Genomic DNA, 15,699 nt, shown 5'->3' with positions numbered 1-15,699 from the left:
TCTGATGGGCACCCCGGTCGCACCCACCTTTTCCCGGGCAGCTCTCGCGCCCGGCCTGCTCGGCGCCATCGCCCTGCTTGCCGGTCTCGCCCTGATCGACGCCGACAGTTTCATCATCATCCGGTACACCGTCAGCATCCTCGCCCTCATCCTCTGCGTCTTTGCCGTGCAGGGGAAGGCCTGGTGGTGGCTCATCGGCCTCGCCCCCATCGCCGTGCTGTGGAACCCGATCTTCGTGATCGGGTTGAACGGGCAAGGCTGGGTGGCCGCACAGTATGTCGCGGCGCTGCTCTTCATCGTGGTCGGGGTGCGCGTCAAGGTCCCCGTGCACTGAGCGTCGTGCGGGGTGTGTCATCGGGCGGATGCGCGGGCGTAGACTACAGGTGCGTCGAAACCCGGTCGTCGTCTCGACCTCCCCGGTGTAGTACCGAAGCGGTCTGCAGCACAATCGTTTCGTTGGCTCGGCCCGGTTCTTTCGATTGATCGCTCTGGTGTCCACGGATGCCGCACGACGTCGCGCGTGGATCACGCTGCCACAGCCGCTGTGAAGTTGGAGAAGAATGGCATACACCCGCCACCAGGCCCCAGGCTCGAACAACCATGCCCCGGCCGGAGGCCGCGCCAGGCAGCGCGCACGCTCGAGGGACGACGACGCCCCGATCATCCCGATCCTCGCCCGCAAGGTGCGCGAGGTCGAAGCCAAGGCCCAGTCGGGCACCAAGCTCGGGCCGACGAACCGCACGAAATACCAGGTCATCGCGCTCCTGATGCGCGAGGAACGCGCCAGGGTCAAGGGCGACCGCGAACTGACCGACGCGAACAGGGCAGAGCTGCTCAAACGCCTCGACGGCATCGCGCAGATCCTCGCGAAGACCGCGGCCCGCGACACGAGCCTGATCACCCTCCTCGAACCCGACGCCGGAGTGTCGACCGTCGCACAGCGCTTCCGCCGCGACTGGCTCCTCGAATCCGGGGCGGACCTGAGCCCGGACGAACTGATCATCACCCGCGAGCCCGAGGTCAAGCCCGATGAGCCGGAGAACCAGGTCGTCCCGCAGTCCGTGCGGGCGCGCCAGCTCGCGAACCCCTTCCTCGCCCCCGATTTCAGCGCCGTCCAGGCCGCTCCCGTCATCTCCGGGCGCCGCCTCGCCAACTGGGAACTGATCGGCCCGCTCTTCAAGTCCTTCGAATACGGCTCAGGCGGCCAGGCCGCGAGCATGGACCTGCCGGAGGCGCCCGTCATCGACCGGCTTTCCCCGCCCGGCATGGAACTCATGCGGCACCAGTCCCGCTTCATCGAGAGCGCACGGCTCGGCCATCGCAGTTACCTGCTCGCCGATGAGCCTGGTCTCGGCAAGACCGCGCAGAGCCTGCTCGCGGCATCCGTCGCCGGCGCGTACCCGCTGCTCGCCATCGTGCCCAACGTCGTCAAGATGAACTGGGTGCGCGAGGTCGAGATGTGGACGCCGCAGCGCCGGGCGACCGTCATCCACGGCGACGGCGACACCCTCGACGCCTTCGCCGACGTCGTCATCGTGAACTACGACGTGCTCGACCGGCACAGGGCCTGGCTCGGCACCCTCGGCTTCAAGGGCATGGTCGTCGATGAGGCGCACTTCATCAAGAACCTGCAGTCGCAGCGCTCCCGCCACGTACTCGCCCTCGCCGAGCAGATCCGCCGCCGCACCCCCGGCGGCAACCCGCTGCTGATGGCCCTGACCGGCACCCCCCTGATCAACGACGTCGACGACTTCCGCGCCATCTGGCAGTTCCTCGGCTGGATAGACGGCGACAAGCCGACTGCGAAGCTGATGGCCCGGCTCGAGGCCACCGGCCTCACCCCGGCGGATGCCGGTTTCTACTCCGAAGCCAGGGCCGCGGTCATCGACATGGGTATCGTGCGCCGCCGCAAGGTCGACGTCGCGACGGACCTGCCCGCCAAGCGCATCGCCGACCTGCCGGTCGAGCTCGACGACGACCTCGGGCGCTCGATCCGCCAGGCCGAACGGGAACTCGCAGCCCGCCTCGTCACTCGGTACCACGGCCTCGTGTCCGCGCGCCATCCCGGCCGCACGGCGCCCAGCCTCGACGGAGCCCAGCGGGCCGCGTTCATCCGCGCGGTCGCCCACGCCGAGCTCGAGGAGTCCAAGGGCCAGACCACGGGCGAGAACGTGTTCACCATGGTGCGCAAGATCGGCCAGGCCAAGGCCGGGCTCGCCGCAGACTACGCCGTGCAGCTCGCGCACTCGGTCGGCAAGGTCGTGTTCTTCGCCAAGCACATCGACGTCATGGACACCGCTGAGCAGATCTTCGCCAAGCGCGGCATGCGCTCCGTCTCCCTCAGGGGCGACCAGACCGCGCTCGCCCGCCAGGCCGCGATCGACTCGTTCAACAACGACCCGGGTGTCGCCGTCGTCGTCTGCTCGCTCAGCGCCGCCGGCGTCGGGGTCAACCTGCAGGCGGCCTCGAACGTCGTGCTCGCCGAGCTCAGCTGGACGGCCGCGGAGCAGACCCAGGCCATCGACCGGGTGCACCGCATCGGCCAGTCGGAACCGGTCACCGCGTGGCGGATCATCGCCGCGCACACGATCGACGCGCGCATCGCCGAACTGATCGGCAGCAAGCAGGGTCTCGCGGCCCGCGCGCTCGACGGGGTCGAGGGCGAGGCCTCGTCCGAGGACTCGATCCAGGCCAGCGCCCTCGTGTTCCTGCTCACCCAGGCACTCGACGGGGAGCTGTAGCCCGCACTCCCCGGCGCGGATTTGAGTCTGGCCCCGATTCGGGACCATCATTAGGGGTTGGTGCAGGCGCCGACATGAGTACTTGAGCATGAAGGAGCAGTCACAGATGAAAATTGGTATCCTCACGAGCGGTGGAGACTGCCCCGGGTTGAACGCGGTTATTCGCGGTTCCGTCCTTAAAGGTGTCCGCGTTCTCGATGATGAATTCATCGGAATCCGCAACGGCTGGCGCGGGCTGGTGCAGGGGGAGTTCATGACCCTCGATCGCCACAGTGTGCGTGGATTATCCCGTCAGGGCGGCACCATTCTGGGCAGCTCGCGCACGAACCCGTTCGAGGGCGAGAACGGCGGACCCGTTAACATCCAGAAGATGATGGATGCCGAGGGCATCGACGCCATTATCGCGATCGGTGGCGAGGGCACGCTGACCGCAGCCCGCCGCCTCACCGACGCAGGCATCCGCATCGTCGGCGTGCCGAAGACCATCGACAACGACCTCGAGGCCACCGACTACTCGTTCGGCTTCAACACCGCCGTCGAGATCGCGACCGAGGCCATCGACCGCCTCCGCACCACCGCAGAGTCGCACGGCCGCTGCATGATCGTCGAGGTCATGGGCCGCCACGTCGGCTGGATCGCCCTGCACTCCGGCATGGCCGGCGGAGCACACGCCATCCTCATCCCCGAGCAGAGCCAGACCATCGAGCAGATCTGCGAGTGGGTCCTCAGCGTCCGCGACCGCGGCCGCGCGCCGGTCCTCGTCGTCTCTGAGGGCTTCAAGCTCGCCGGCATGGAGGAAGCACTCTCCACCAAGGGCCTCGACGCGTTCAACCGTCCCCGCCTCGGCGGCATCAGCGAAATGATCGCCCCGATGGTCGAAGAGCGCACCGGCATCGAAACCCGCGCGACCGTCCTCGGCCACACCCAGCGCGGCGGCTCCCCGTCGGCATACGACCGCGTGCTCGCCACCCGCCTGGGCATGGCCGCCGTCGACGCGATCCACGCCGGCCAGTGGGGCTCCATGGTCTCGCTCAAGGGCACCGACATCGAGATCGTCAGCATCGCCGACGCCACGATCGGCCTGAAGACCGTCCCGCAGGCACGCTACGACGAGGCCGCCGTCCTCTTCGGCTAGAGCCGGCAGCATCACCCGATCGCATCCCTGAGGGGTCGCAGATCGACCTTCGCAGCACACGGGAAGGTCGAATTGCGACCCCTCAGCGTGTTACAAGGTCGATTTACGACCCCTCAGCTGGTGGAACCGGGGAGGAGAGGGTCAGGCGAGTTTGGCCTGGACCTGCGCGAGCGAGGGGTTGGTCGCGCTCGACCCGTCCGGGAACAGGACCGTCGGCACGGTGCGGTTTCCACCGTTCAGGCTCATCACGAGCTCACTCGTGCCGTCGACTTCTTCGACGTTGACCTCGGTGTAGCCGACGCCGGCCTTGTCCAGCTGGGACTTCAGCCGGGAGCAATAGCCGCACCAGTTGGTCGTGAACATGGTGATGGTGCCCGATTCGGGAACGAAATTCATAGGCGCAGCCTAACAAACCCCGCCGTTAAGCTGGGTCCATGACCCTGCCCCAGGTGTGCGTGTGCTACCTCACCCGCGAATCGCCCGCCGGAGGCACCCAGGTGCTCCTCGGCCGGAAGAAGAAGGGCCTCGGCCTCGGCAACATCGTCGGCCTCGGCGGCAAGCTCGAACCCGGTGAAACCGCGGTGGATGCCGCGGTGCGCGAAATCGAGGAGGAGTCCGGACTCTCCGTCGCGGCATCCGCTCTCACCGCCCTCGGGGTGCTGACCTACCTGTTCCCGCACCGGGAGGCATGGAGCCAGGAATCGTCCGTCTTCGTGTGCAGCGACTGGAGCGGCACTCCCCGGGAATCGGACGAACTCAACCCGGTCTGGTTCGACGTCGCAGCGCTGCCCCTCGACGAGATGTGGGACGATGCCAGGCACTGGCTGCCTGGCGTGCTCGCTGGCGTGCCCGTGCGCCGCACGTTCACCTTCGGCGCGGACCTGGCGACGGTGGTCGCGAGCAGCTGAGCGGGCAGCCGGGCAGCCGGGCGGGCGGCTGGGCGGGCAGGGGCCGCCGGTGAACGGCGTCTGAACGCGAGCAGTATTCCCGCTGAATTGACCTGACCTCCCGGGAGTGTCAGGATCGTTAGGTCGCTTGTCCGTCCGGCGTCCGGGAAGCAGCGCGGATTCGGCTGCACCCTGTTGCAGCCGAACAAGAAAGCCTCCGGTGGATCTCACCCTGATCGTCGCGCTCGTCATTGCGCTGTCCCTCGTCTTCGACTTCACCAACGGCTTCCACGACACCGCGAACGCGATGGCGACGCCCATCGCGACCGGGGCGATGCGGCCCAAGGTCGCCGTCGGCCTCGCAGCCGTGCTCAACCTCGTCGGCGCATTCCTCTCCACCGAGGTCGCGAAGACCGTGTCGGGGGGCATCATCCGCGAGGGCAACGGCGGGGTGCAGATCACGCCGCAGATCATCTTCGCCGGGCTCATCGGCGCGATCGTCTGGAACCTGATCACCTGGCTCCGCGGCCTGCCGTCGAGCTCGAGCCACGCCCTCTTCGGCGGCCTGATCGGCGCGGCCATCATCGGCATCGGCGTCCAGTCGGTCGACTTCACCGTCGTCTTCGCGAAGGTGATCCTGCCTGCCCTGATCGCACCGGTCACGGTCGGTGTCGTCGCGCTCGTCGCGACCAGGCTCGCCTACTTCATCACGCGTCGTGACGCAGGCAAAGCGGACGGCCGGGGCGGCTTCCGGTACGCGCAGATCTTCTCGTCCTCCCTCGTCGCCCTCGCCCACGGCACCAATGACGCGCAGAAGACGATGGGCGTGATCACGCTGACCCTCATCGCCGGCGGATTCCAGGCGGTCGGCAGCGGCCCGCAGTGGTGGGTCATCTGCACGTGCGCGCTCGCCATCGCGATCGGCACGTACACCGGCGGCTGGCGGATCATCCTCACGATGGGCAGGGGACTCACCGACGTCAAGCCCGCCCAGGGCTTCGCCGCGGAGACGAGCACGGCCGCGACGATCCTCGCCTCGAGCCACCTCGGCTTCGCGCTCTCGACCACCCAGGTCGCCTCCGGCTCCGTCATCGGTTCCGGCCTCGGCCGCCGCGGGGCGACCGTGCGCTGGGGTATGGCCGGCCAGATCGCGCTCGGCTGGCTGCTGACCCTGCCCGCCTCCGCGGTCATGGGCGCGTTCGCCGCAGGCTTCACCCTGCTCGGGCCGATCGGGCTCGTCATCGACCTGGTCCTCGGCTCGGTCATCGTCGCCCTGCTGTTCCGGCAGTCGCGGCGCACCCGCATCACCCACGACAACCTCCACGACATCGACGACGCCGCCCTCGTCGTGAAGATCAAGAAGACGCCCAGGCGAATCGCGCGCCGCGACCGGAAGAAGGTATCGCTGTGATCGACTGGGGCGCATTCTTCGTCGTCGCCGGGGCTTCGCTCCTCTCGTCGACCCTCGTCGTGAGCCTGTACTCCCTCGGACTCCGGCTGCTGACGAGTGCCGGCCGCGCGCTCGTGGTGGATCCGGCGTCCTTCACCGGCGCGATCACGGTGCTCACGCCCAAGCGGGCGGCCAAAGAGGCCAAGCGGCGGCGCAAATCGGCGACCGCGAACCCGCTGACCGTGTTCCAGAAGCGCCTCGCGCTCGTCGGAGCCTATGCCTGCTTCTCGGTCAGCGTCGCGGCCGTGCTGTACGGCGTCTACCTGATCGTGCCCGCGCTGCACCGCTGACCGGATGTCGCACGCACGGTCCGCGTGACCGGTCGCGCGTGCTCGGAGCGGCTCCCCGGTCGGGGCTCAGGCTCGGTTATGTCGGAGAATTTCGCGACCCGCGGCATCCGCTGCCCGGGGATGCGGCGTGTCGCGAAAAACTCCGACGTTGCGTCGAACGACGGTGTCGCGGGTCAGCGGGTCAGCGGTCGGTGCGGCGGAGCCGGCCGATCACGGTCATGGTGTGGTAGATCACGATCGCGGCGACCGTGCCGAGCGCGATGCCGTTGAAGCTCAGCGAACCGGCGGTGAAGGTGTAGTCGGCGATGCCGATGATGAGCGCGGTCGCGGCCGTGAACTGGTTGACCGGGCGGCTGAAGTCGACCTTGTTGTCGAGCCAGATCTTGACGCCGATGATGCCGATCAGGCCGTAGAGGGCGGTCGTGACGCCGCCGAGCACCCCGGCGGGGATGGTGTTGATGACCGCGCCGATCTTGGGGGAGAGGCCGAGCAGCACGGCGACGAGCCCGGCGACCCAGTACGCGGCGGTCGAGTAGATCCGGGTCGCGGCCATCACGCCGATGTTCTCGCCGTAGGTCGTCGTGCCCGATCCGCCGCTGAACCCGGCGAGCATCGTCGCGAGCCCGTCGGCCATCAGGGCGCGCCCGGTGAACCGGTTCACCTTCGCATCCGTCATCTGGGCGACGCCGCGGATGTGGCCGACGTTCTCGGCGACGAGCACGAGCACGACCGGCAGGAACGCGGGAAGCACCCCGAGCACGGCGGCGTTCTCGAAGGGGTTCGTCGGCAGCGTGAACGGCGGCAGCCCGATCCAGGCGGCGTCGTTGACCTTCGAGAAATCGACCTGGCCGGAGAGGACGGCGGCGAGGTAGCCGACCGCGACACCGATCACGATCGAGAGGCGACCGAGGATGCCGCGGAACAGCACGGTCGAGAGGATGACCGCGGCCAGGGTGATCACGGCGGTCAGGGGTGCGAGGGCGAAGTTGGCCTTCGCGACCGGGGCGAGGTTGAAGCCGATCAGGGCGACGATCGCGCCGGACACGACGGGCGGCATCAGCGCGTCGATCCAGCCGGTGCCGGTGACCTGCACGACGACGCCGATGATCGCGAGCAGCGCGCCGACGGCGAGGATGCCGAACAGGGCGCTGCCCATGCCCGCCGTCGTGACGGCCGCGGTGATCGGGGCGATGAAGGCGAACGAGCTGCCGAGGTAGCTCGGCAGCTTGTTCTTCGTGATGATCAGGAAGAGCAGCGTTCCGACGCCGGAGAAGAAGAGGGTGGTGCTCGGCGGGAAGCCGGTGAGCAGCGGAACGAGGAAGGTCGCACCGAACATCGCGACGACGTGCTGGGCGCCGATCCCGATCGTGAGCGGCCAGTTCAGGCGCTCACCCGGCCCGACCACGTCCCCGACCCCGACCGTTTTTCCGTCGCCGTGCAGGGTCCAGGGCAGTGCCATTGTCGCTCGTTTCGTAGTGGGACGTATTCCGATCGTAGTGAAGAATTAGGATCGGACAGTGACCCGAACCGTTCAGCCTGCCCACGACGACTCGCTTGACGCGGCACTGACGGTGCGGATCGGGACCGGCCTGGTGCGCGGGATCCGGGTGCGGGGCGTACGCGCCTGGCGGGGCATCCCCTATGCCGCTGCGCCCGTCGGACCGCTGCGGTTCCGGGCCCCGCAGCCGCCGGCGGCCTGGCCGGGCGTGCGCGACGCGACCGACTGGGGACCCGTCTCCCCGCAGAGCCACAAGGGACAGTTCAACGGGGCGCGCCCGGACATCCCGCAGGACGAGGACTGCCTCAATCTCAACGTGATCGCCCCTGACGCGCCCGTCGACCCGGGCGCACTCCGCCCGGTGATGGTGTTCATCCACGGCGGCGCGTACAGCGTCGGGTCCTCCCGCGAGGTGCCCACCCAGGGCGAAGGCCTCGTCCGGCGCGGCGGCATCCTCTACGTGAGCCTGAACTACCGGCTCGGCGCTCTCGGCTACCTCGACTTCAGCAGCTACTCGACGCCGGAACGCCCGTTCGAGAGCAATCTCGGGCTGCGGGACCAGGCCGCCGCCCTCGCCTGGGTGCGGGACAACATCCGCTTCTTCGGCGGCGACCCCGATGCCGTGACGCTCTTCGGCGAGTCGGCAGGGGGCAATGCCGTGACGACCCTGATGACCGTCCCGAGCGCCCACGGGCTCTTCCAGCGCGCGATCGCGCAGAGCGCACCGCCGAACGCGGTGTATCCGCCGGCGCTCACGGCGGAGTGGGCGCGCGACTTCGTGAGCATCCTCGCGGCACGCGCGACAGCGGACGGCATCGCACGCGTACCGGAGCACGCCGGCCAGGACGCGCTGGCGGACGCGCGCCCGGACGCACTCGGCCAATCCCGTGCGCTGCTGCTCGACGCGTCTCCGGCCCGGCTCGCCGCCGCGACGATGGAGCTCACCGTTCGGGCGCCCGACCAGTACCCCGGCACGATTCCGCTGTCGCCCGTCATTGACGGCGACTTCCTGCCCGAACGCCCGCTCGACGCGTTCCGGGACGGTCGCGCGGCCCGGATCCCGCTGATCATCGGCACCAACGCCCGCGAGGGTTCCCTCTTCAGTGGACGGATCGATATCCTCGCTTCGACGCCCAAGCGCATCCGTGCGATCTTCGCCAACACCAAGAAGAAGGCGAGGAAGGCGCTGAAAGCCCAGTACCCCGGCATCCCGGCGCTGCGCCCCGCCCTCGACTTCGGCGGCGACTTCTCGTTCTGGTACCCGAGCCTCAAGGTCGGCGAGCGCCATTCCCGCTACGCCCCCGTGCACTTCTACCGTTTCGACTTCGCTCCGCGACTCGTGCGGAGGATGGGACTCGACGCGACCCACGGCCTCGAACTGTTCCCGCTCTTCGACCGGCTGGACGGCTGGTTCGGCCGGGGCATGACGATCATCGGCGGCCGCCGTGAGTTCAAGGCGATCGGGGCGCGCATGCAGGGCTGGTGGCTCGGCTTCGCGACAACGGGCGAACCGGATGCCGCGTGGCCGCTCTACGACGAGACGCGCCGGCTGACCCTCATCATCGACGCGGCCGACCGGGTCGAGTCCGATCCGCTGGCCGAGCGGCGGCTGGCGTGGGGAGCCTTCGTCCCGCACGTCTGAGGTGGGAGGCGGTGGCGCATACCCGGGACCGCATCTCAACGCGCGTAAGCTGGAAGCTGAGAATCAGCCGCGACGGCAGCCTGGAGAACCCCATTCCTGTTACACAGACCGACACGCCCGCACCACTCCGCACCAGTGTGAAGGGGCGTATCGACCGCTACTTCGAGATCACGACCCGCGGCTCGAGCTGGGGCCGTGAAGTCCGCGGCGGCCTCGTCACCTTCGTGACCATGGCGTACATCGTCATCCTCAACCCCCTCATCCTCGGCGGTTTCAGCGCAGACCAGGCCTCGGTCGACGTCGTCGGCGGCTGGCTCCCGAACGCCCAGGTCGCCGCGGTCACCGCGCTCACCGCGGGCGTCATGACGATCCTCTTCGGCGTGATCGCCCGGCTGCCGTTCGGCTTCGCCGCCGGCCTCGGCATCAACTCCTACCTCGCCGTGAGCGTCGTCGGCCAGGTCACCTGGCCGGAGGCGATGGGGCTCGTGCTCATCAACGGACTCATCATCGTGCTCCTGGCCTCGACCGGGCTCCGCGAAATGATCTTCAACGCCGTTCCGCACCAGCTCAAGATCGCCATCACCGTCGGCATCGGCCTGTTCATCGCGTTCATCGGCCTCGTCGACTCCGGATTCGTCCGCTCGAGCGGGACCGCGAGCCCGCCCGTGCAGCTCGGCGACAACGGGTCGATCGTGACCCTGCCGACCACCGTGTTCGTGATCGGCCTGCTCCTGATCGGCGTGCTCGTCGCGCGCAAGGTCAAGGCCGCCATCCTGATCGGGATCGTCGCGACCACGGTCATCGCCGTGATCCTCGAGGCGATCTTCAAGGTCGGGCCGTCGCTCGGCACCAACGCGTACGGCTGGAACCTCAACGCCCCCGTGCTCCCGACGACCGCGGTCTCCCTGCCTGACCTGAGCCTGCTCGGCCACGTCAGCTTCGGCGCCTTCGACCGCATCGGCGTGCTCGCGGCGCTCATGCTCGTCTTCACCCTCGTGTTCACGAACTTCTTCGACGCAATGGGCACCATGACCGGCCTCGCGACCGAGGCAGGCCTCGCGGACAAGAAGGGCAACTTCCCCCGGCTGAAGTCGGCACTGATCGTCGAGGGTGTCGGCGCGGTGCTCGGCGGCGCGACGTCGGGCTCCTCCAACACCGTGTTCGTCGAATCGGGTGCCGGGATCGGCGAGGGAGCCCGCACCGGGTTCGCGAACATCATCACCGGGCTGTTGTTCCTCGCCGCGATGTTCTTCACCCCGCTCACGCAGATCGTGCCCCTCGAGGTCGCCGCCGCGGCGCTCGTGATCGTCGGCGCGATGATGGTCTCGCAGATCCGCTTCATCGACTTCAGCGAGTTCTCGATCGTCTTCCCGGTGTTCCTCACGATCATCGTGATGCCGCTGACCTACTCGATCGCCAACGGGATCGGCGCCGGCTTCATCAGCTGGGTCGTCGTGCGCTCGTTCTCCGGCAAGGCGCGCGAGATCAGCCCGCTGCTCTGGATCGTCGCGGTCGGCTTCCTGGTCTTCTTCGTGCGTGGCCCGATCGAAACCCTGATCGGCGGCTGACCCCCGACCGGTCCGGGGCTGATCCGGGGGATAGCCCCATGGTCGGCGAAAGGCCGGCTTCGTACTCTGGAAGAGAGCCGTGAACCGCGGCCGTATTCCAAGGAGAGTCCAGAATGTCCACCCTGCATCCCGACCAGACGACACCGCCCGCCGCGTACCCGGCCCCGCCGGCGTACGCGTACGCGCCGGCCGCGCCGGAACGACCAGCGAGCCCGCTCGCGCTGACGAGCCTCGTGCTCGGGCTCGTCTCGATCCTCGCCGGCTGGACCTTCGTGGCCCCGATCGCCGGCCTCGTGACCGGCGTGCTCGCCCTCGGCCGTGAACCGTACGCCCGCACCATGGCCCTCTGGGGCATCGTGCTCAACGCCGTGATGCTCGCCGGCGTGTTCCTGCTGTTGGTGCTCGGGCTCATCTTCGGGCTCGCGTTCCTGCCGTTCCTGCCCTTCGCCCTCGCCCTCTGAGCGCAGCCCGCGCTCTGAAACGGATGCCGGTCGCGGGCTTCGGGGACGACGGGGTCGCGCTACTGTGTCAGCGTGTCCATCCGGGAGAGACGCCGCGGGGTGCACCGGCCGGCCGGCGTCATCGAAAGCGATGCGCGCGACGATCCGGCAGCGGCGCTCGACCTGTCGCTCCCTGACCGGGACTGGACCGGCCTGCCGCCGGGGGCCAGGGCCTTCCGGTTCGAGGCGCCGAGCGGTTCCCTCGCGGCGCTCGCCTGGGGCGAGCCGGGGCATCCGCGGGTGGTGCTCGTGCCGGGTGCGACCGGTTCGAAGGAGGACTTCGTGCTGCTCGCCCCGCTCCTCGCCGGAGCCGGCTACTTCGTGGAGAGCTACGACCTCGCGGGGCAGTACGGGTCGGCCGGCGCGGGGCCTGGAGCGGGGCAGGGATATGACTACCGACTGTTCACCGCCGACCTCGTGGCCGTCCTCGACGCCGGGGCGACGCCCGCACACGTGCTCGGGTACTCCTTCGCCGGGATCGTCGCGGAGATCGCGCTCGCCACGCATCCGGAGCTGTTCGCGAGCCTCGTGCTCCTCGGCGCCCCGCCCCTGGCCGGCCAGGCCTTCCGCGGCGTGCGCTGGATCGGGCCGCTCAGCTGGCTGCTGCCCGCGCACACGATCGCGAGCCTGATGGTCTGGGGGCTCGTCACCAACCGCAACCATGCGCCACCCGGCCGGCTCCACCTCGTGCGGCTGCGTTTCGAGGACACGATCCGCCGGAGCGTCGACGAGATCATGGAGCTGATGAAGAACGCTCCCGACCTGCGGGCGGACCTCGCGCGGAGCCGGGTTCCGTTGCTTGTCGCCGTCGGCGAGCGGGACCTCTGGCCGCTCGAGCTGCACCGGGCGTTCGCCGGGCGGATCGGCGCCCAACTCCGCGTGTATCGCACCGGCCACAGTCCCTGCGAGACGACGCCGCACCAGCTCGCCCGCGACCTGCTCGCCCTCTACGCCCGCTCCTGAATCCCACCGGGCTCCTCGGATCGAGCGCGGGGCATCCGCCGGTGCGCGAGTGGCGCACCACAGGCGCAGCGGCGGAACTCCCGCGCCCGGCGCAGATGCACAGCGCTCAGGCTCGGATGCGGCGCGCCCAGGCCCGGCGGGCCAGCCGCAGCCGCCAGGGCGACCCGTCCGGCCAGTGCAGGGCAAGGGTGCGGCACGCCCAGTCCAGTCGCCTGGCCACGCCGCGCCAGGTGTCGAAGGGCCGGGCGGAGATCCCGACCCTGAGCGTGGCGTCGAACCGCACGGACACCGAGGGCGGCAGGTGCAGGCTCAGGTCGAGGTCGTCGTGCACGTCGTTCCGCTCCCGGTGCACGAGAGTGCGCACCTCGGCCCAGACCGTGCGCCGCATCACGAAGTTCGATCCGAAGATCGGCGGCTGCGCGAGCCACAGCCCGATCAGCCGGAAGTACCCGCCGAGGTACACGAACCGCCCGAGCGCGGCCACGAGCCGCGGGCAGTCGTAGAAATCACCCGGCCCCGTGACGACGTCGACGAGGGGCTCGAGCGTGAGGATCCGCTCGACGCGCTCGATCCAGTCCGGCGGTGGCACGGAGTCGGCGTCGAGCCGCGCGATCAGGTCGCCGGACGCCGCGTCATAGCCGGCGGCGGCGGCCGGCCAGATCCCCTGCACCGGTTCGACCACGAGAACGGCGCCGGCCGCGCGGGCGACGCGCGCCGAGGCATCCGTTGAGGCGTTGTCGACGACGATGATCTCGTCGGCCTGCCGGGTCTGGTCCCCGAGTGCGGCGAGGACCGCCTCGAGGAAGACCGCGTCGTTGTAGCAGGGGATCACGACCGAGACGCAGGTCACGGTGCCCCCTCTCGCCGCGCCGATTCGGGTCGGGTACGGACTCGCCGCACATGCTACTCCCGGCCCGCCCGAGGGGGCGTCAGAGGGTGCGGCAGTGCGTGGTCAGGAAGCCGATCTTGTCCACGGTGATCGTCACGGTCGAGCCGTCGTGCAGGAAGACCGGGGGAGTGCGGCTGTAGCCCGCGCCGCCGGGGCTGCCCGTGGAGATGAGCGTGCCGGGCAGCAGCGTCGAGGTCTGCGAGAGGTAGGACACGAGCTCTGCGACCGACCGCATCATGTCGCCGGTCGAGGCATCCTGCAGGATGCGCCCGTCGACGTGGGTGGTCAGCGTGAGGTCCTGCGGATCGGCGATCTCGTCGCGGGTCACCACGACCGGGCCGGTCGGGGTGAAGCCGTCGAAGGACTTGCACCGCGACCACTGCGCCTCGGAGAACTGCAGGTTGCGGGCCGTGATGTCGTTGACGACCGTGTAGCCGAACACATAGTCGAGGGCGTCACGCACCGACACGTTGCGGGCCGGGCGCCCGATGATGACGCCGAGCTCCGCCTCGTAGTCGACCTGGGTGGCGACCTCCGGGGCCCACGAGATCGTCGACTCGTGGCCGGTGAGGGAATTCGGCCAGAGTGAGAACACGATCGCGCCGGTCTCCGTCCGCAGCTTGAGCTCGTCGGAGTGCGCGGCGTAGTTGGCGCCGATCGCGATGATCTGCGGCGGCCGCAGCACCGCGGATGAGTAGCGCAGCTCCTCGAGCGGAGTGAGCGTCGCTCCGTGGGCGACCGCGTTCTCGCTGAGGGCGCGCACCCGGTCGTACTCGCCGCTGCCTCGTTCGATCAGGTCCTGCAGGTCGCGCGGGGCGTCCTCGAGGATCTCGTCGAGGAAAAGCGCGGATTCCGCGAACACCGCTGCCAGGCGGGGCGTGGACTGGCCATCAACTCTGAGGTGCGCAAACTTCACCTGCCTAGAGTAGCCGTCAATCGGGAGAGCTACGCCGCAGCCGGCCCGGGGAGCGCGGCGGCCCGCCAGAGGTGCATTCCGGCGTAGCTGCGCCAGGGCGCCCAGCCGGCGCCGTGGGCCGCGAGGGCGCGCGGGTCGCCGGGGAGGCCGAGCCGGGCTGCGCCCTGGCGGAGGGCCAGGTCGCTCGTCAGGAGGATGTCCGGGCTCCCGAGCACGCGCATGGCCACATAGCCTGCGGTCCACGGTCCGATCCCGGGCAGCGCGGTCAACGTCGCGGTCAGGGACTCCCGGGAATCCGCCGTCGACAGGGTGAGCTCTCCGGTCGCGAGCGCTTCTGCGACGCCGAGGATCGCAGCGATCCTCCTCGCCGGTCCGCGCAGCACGCTGTGCCCGTCGGCCGCGATGCGTTCGGCCGTCGGGAACAGCCGGTCCAGGCGCGGCGCAGGCTCGTCGCCGGTTGCGGGCGCGGACGGCTGCGCGGGCGCCTGCCCCGGCAGAGTCGCCTGCCCCGGCACGGAAAGCGGCAGGGGCGCTCCGAGCTCCGCGCACAGCCGCGCAAGCGCGGTGCGGGCGGACGCGACGGAGACCTGCTGCCCGAACAACGCCCGGAACAGGGTCTCCTCCGGATCCATGCTGCCGGGCAGGCGGATGCCAGGGACCGCGCGCACGGCCCCGGCCAGGAGCGGGTCGACGGAGAGCGCGTGGTCGATCGCCTGCGCGTCGGCGTCGAGGTCGAGCAGCCGCCGCACCCGGCTCACGAGCGGGGCGAGGTCGTCGAGGCTGTCGAGCCGCGCCGCGCAGGCCAGCTGGGGCGCGTCCTCGGTTCCGGCGAGGCTCAGCTCGACCGTCGCGGCCCCGTGCGGCAGGCGCAGCGTGCGCGCATAGGTACCTGGGCCGGCCACCTCGACCCCCGGGATGGCCCGGGCGCCGAGAAACGCCAGCACACCGGCACCGTCGAACGGAGCCCGCGCGGGCAGCAGCAGGCGGATGCCGGTGCCCGGCCCTGCGGGGATGCCGGGGTCCGCGGCGGCGCGGCCGGCGGCATCCGCCCGGTCGGTCACGAGGAACGGGGACCGCCCGGATGCGGTCGGTCCGGTCGCGTGCCCGTGCCCGGGCGCGGACCCGGCCGCAGCAACCAGTGGACCGGGGGACCGCGGGGCCTGGCCGTGCGCGGTGGCGGTCGCCTCGGCCGCGGTCGCCGCCCGGGCTGCGGCCCGGGG

At 69.9% G+C, this 15,699-nt stretch carries 15 protein-coding genes; 10 read left to right on the top strand and 5 right to left on the bottom strand.

From position 1 onward, the window contains the following. The first annotated feature begins 4 nt into the window (after positions 1-4). From QN357_RS11925 to QN357_RS11915, 3 genes are all read left to right on the top strand, one after another. The gene (locus QN357_RS11925; RefSeq protein ID WP_241975349.1) at positions 5-334 is read left to right on the top strand and encodes a DUF6804 family protein; all 330 of its coding nucleotides are present in this window, start codon (positions 5-7) and stop codon (positions 332-334) included. Positions 335-560: 226 nt separating this feature from the next. Beyond that, positions 561-2,741, top strand: coding sequence for a DEAD/DEAH box helicase (locus QN357_RS11920; protein WP_134449561.1), 2,181 nt, complete (start codon positions 561-563; stop codon positions 2,739-2,741). A gap of 106 nt (positions 2,742-2,847) precedes the next feature. Beyond that, positions 2,848-3,876 (top strand): 6-phosphofructokinase, encoded by a 1,029-nt coding sequence (locus tag QN357_RS11915; RefSeq protein WP_134449562.1) that lies wholly within the window; start codon positions 2,848-2,850, stop codon positions 3,874-3,876. Between the two features lie 141 nt (positions 3,877-4,017). On the opposite strand, the gene QN357_RS11910 is transcribed toward QN357_RS11915, so the two are convergent. After that, on the bottom strand, positions 4,018-4,272 hold the full coding sequence (locus QN357_RS11910) for a mycoredoxin (protein WP_134449563.1): 255 nt from the start codon (positions 4,270-4,272) through the stop codon (positions 4,018-4,020). Between the two features lie 38 nt (positions 4,273-4,310). On the opposite strand from QN357_RS11910, the gene QN357_RS11905 reads away from it, so the two are divergent. The 3 genes from QN357_RS11905 to QN357_RS11895 all read left to right on the top strand — a co-directional run bounded on the left by QN357_RS11905 (position 4,311) and on the right by QN357_RS11895 (position 6,503). Continuing rightward, the gene (locus QN357_RS11905) at positions 4,311-4,784 is read left to right on the top strand and encodes an 8-oxo-dGTP diphosphatase (protein WP_134449564.1); all 474 of its coding nucleotides are present in this window, start codon (positions 4,311-4,313) and stop codon (positions 4,782-4,784) included. Between the two features lie 199 nt (positions 4,785-4,983). Next, on the top strand, positions 4,984-6,174 hold the full coding sequence (locus QN357_RS11900) for an inorganic phosphate transporter (protein WP_134449565.1): 1,191 nt from the start codon (positions 4,984-4,986) through the stop codon (positions 6,172-6,174). After that, entirely contained in the window at positions 6,171-6,503 is a 333-nt protein-coding gene (locus tag QN357_RS11895; protein WP_134449566.1) for a peptidase, read from the top strand. Before QN357_RS11900 ends, QN357_RS11895 begins: the two co-directional genes overlap by 4 nt. A 181-nt stretch (positions 6,504-6,684) precedes the next feature. Here the strand turns inward: QN357_RS11895 and QN357_RS11890 are convergent, their stop codons facing one another. After that, positions 6,685-7,962 carry a uracil-xanthine permease family protein gene (locus tag QN357_RS11890; RefSeq protein WP_134449567.1) on the bottom strand — a complete coding sequence of 426 codons (1,278 nt, stop codon included), beginning with the start codon at positions 7,960-7,962 and terminating at the stop codon, positions 6,685-6,687. A 58-nt stretch (positions 7,963-8,020) separates the two neighbouring features. Here QN357_RS11890 and QN357_RS11885 point away from each other — a divergent pair, with 58 nt between their 5' ends. The 4 genes from QN357_RS11885 (at position 8,021) to QN357_RS11870 (ending at position 12,674) form a co-directional block, all read left to right on the top strand. Beyond that, positions 8,021-9,643 carry a carboxylesterase/lipase family protein gene (locus QN357_RS11885; RefSeq protein ID WP_134449568.1) on the top strand — a complete coding sequence of 541 codons (1,623 nt, stop codon included), beginning with the start codon at positions 8,021-8,023 and terminating at the stop codon, positions 9,641-9,643. Between the two features lie 137 nt (positions 9,644-9,780). Further along, on the top strand, positions 9,781-11,211 hold the full coding sequence (locus QN357_RS11880; protein WP_370294594.1) for an NCS2 family permease: 1,431 nt from the start codon (positions 9,781-9,783) through the stop codon (positions 11,209-11,211). A gap of 113 nt (positions 11,212-11,324) precedes the next feature. Continuing rightward, positions 11,325-11,672 carry a hypothetical protein gene (locus QN357_RS11875; protein WP_241975350.1) on the top strand — a complete coding sequence of 116 codons (348 nt, stop codon included), beginning with the start codon at positions 11,325-11,327 and terminating at the stop codon, positions 11,670-11,672. A gap of 72 nt (positions 11,673-11,744) precedes the next feature. Beyond that, complete coding sequence (locus QN357_RS11870) at positions 11,745-12,674, top strand: alpha/beta hydrolase (protein ID WP_322136171.1); 930 nt, start codon at positions 11,745-11,747, stop codon at positions 12,672-12,674. Positions 12,675-12,780: 106 nt separating this feature from the next. Here the strand turns inward: QN357_RS11870 and QN357_RS11865 are convergent, their stop codons facing one another. The 3 genes from QN357_RS11865 to QN357_RS11855 form a co-directional block, all read right to left on the bottom strand. After that, positions 12,781-13,524, bottom strand: coding sequence for a glycosyltransferase family A protein (locus tag QN357_RS11865; RefSeq protein ID WP_322136170.1), 744 nt, complete (start codon positions 13,522-13,524; stop codon positions 12,781-12,783). 79 nt (positions 13,525-13,603) lie between these two features. After that, positions 13,604-14,479 carry a fumarylacetoacetate hydrolase family protein gene (locus tag QN357_RS11860; protein WP_134449571.1) on the bottom strand — a complete coding sequence of 292 codons (876 nt, stop codon included), beginning with the start codon at positions 14,477-14,479 and terminating at the stop codon, positions 13,604-13,606. A gap of 29 nt (positions 14,480-14,508) precedes the next feature. Continuing rightward, the coding region (locus tag QN357_RS11855; RefSeq protein ID WP_323504930.1) for a DNA-3-methyladenine glycosylase family protein at positions 14,509-15,699 on the bottom strand (1,191 nt) is incomplete at its 5' end.

It is taken from the genome of Cryobacterium sp. RTC2.1, from assembly GCF_035018685.1.
Lineage (GTDB): Bacteria > Actinomycetota > Actinomycetes > Actinomycetales > Microbacteriaceae > Cryobacterium > Cryobacterium glucosi.
Note: the sequence above shows the minus strand (reverse complement) of the source record. Positions and strands in the feature narration are given on the sequence as shown.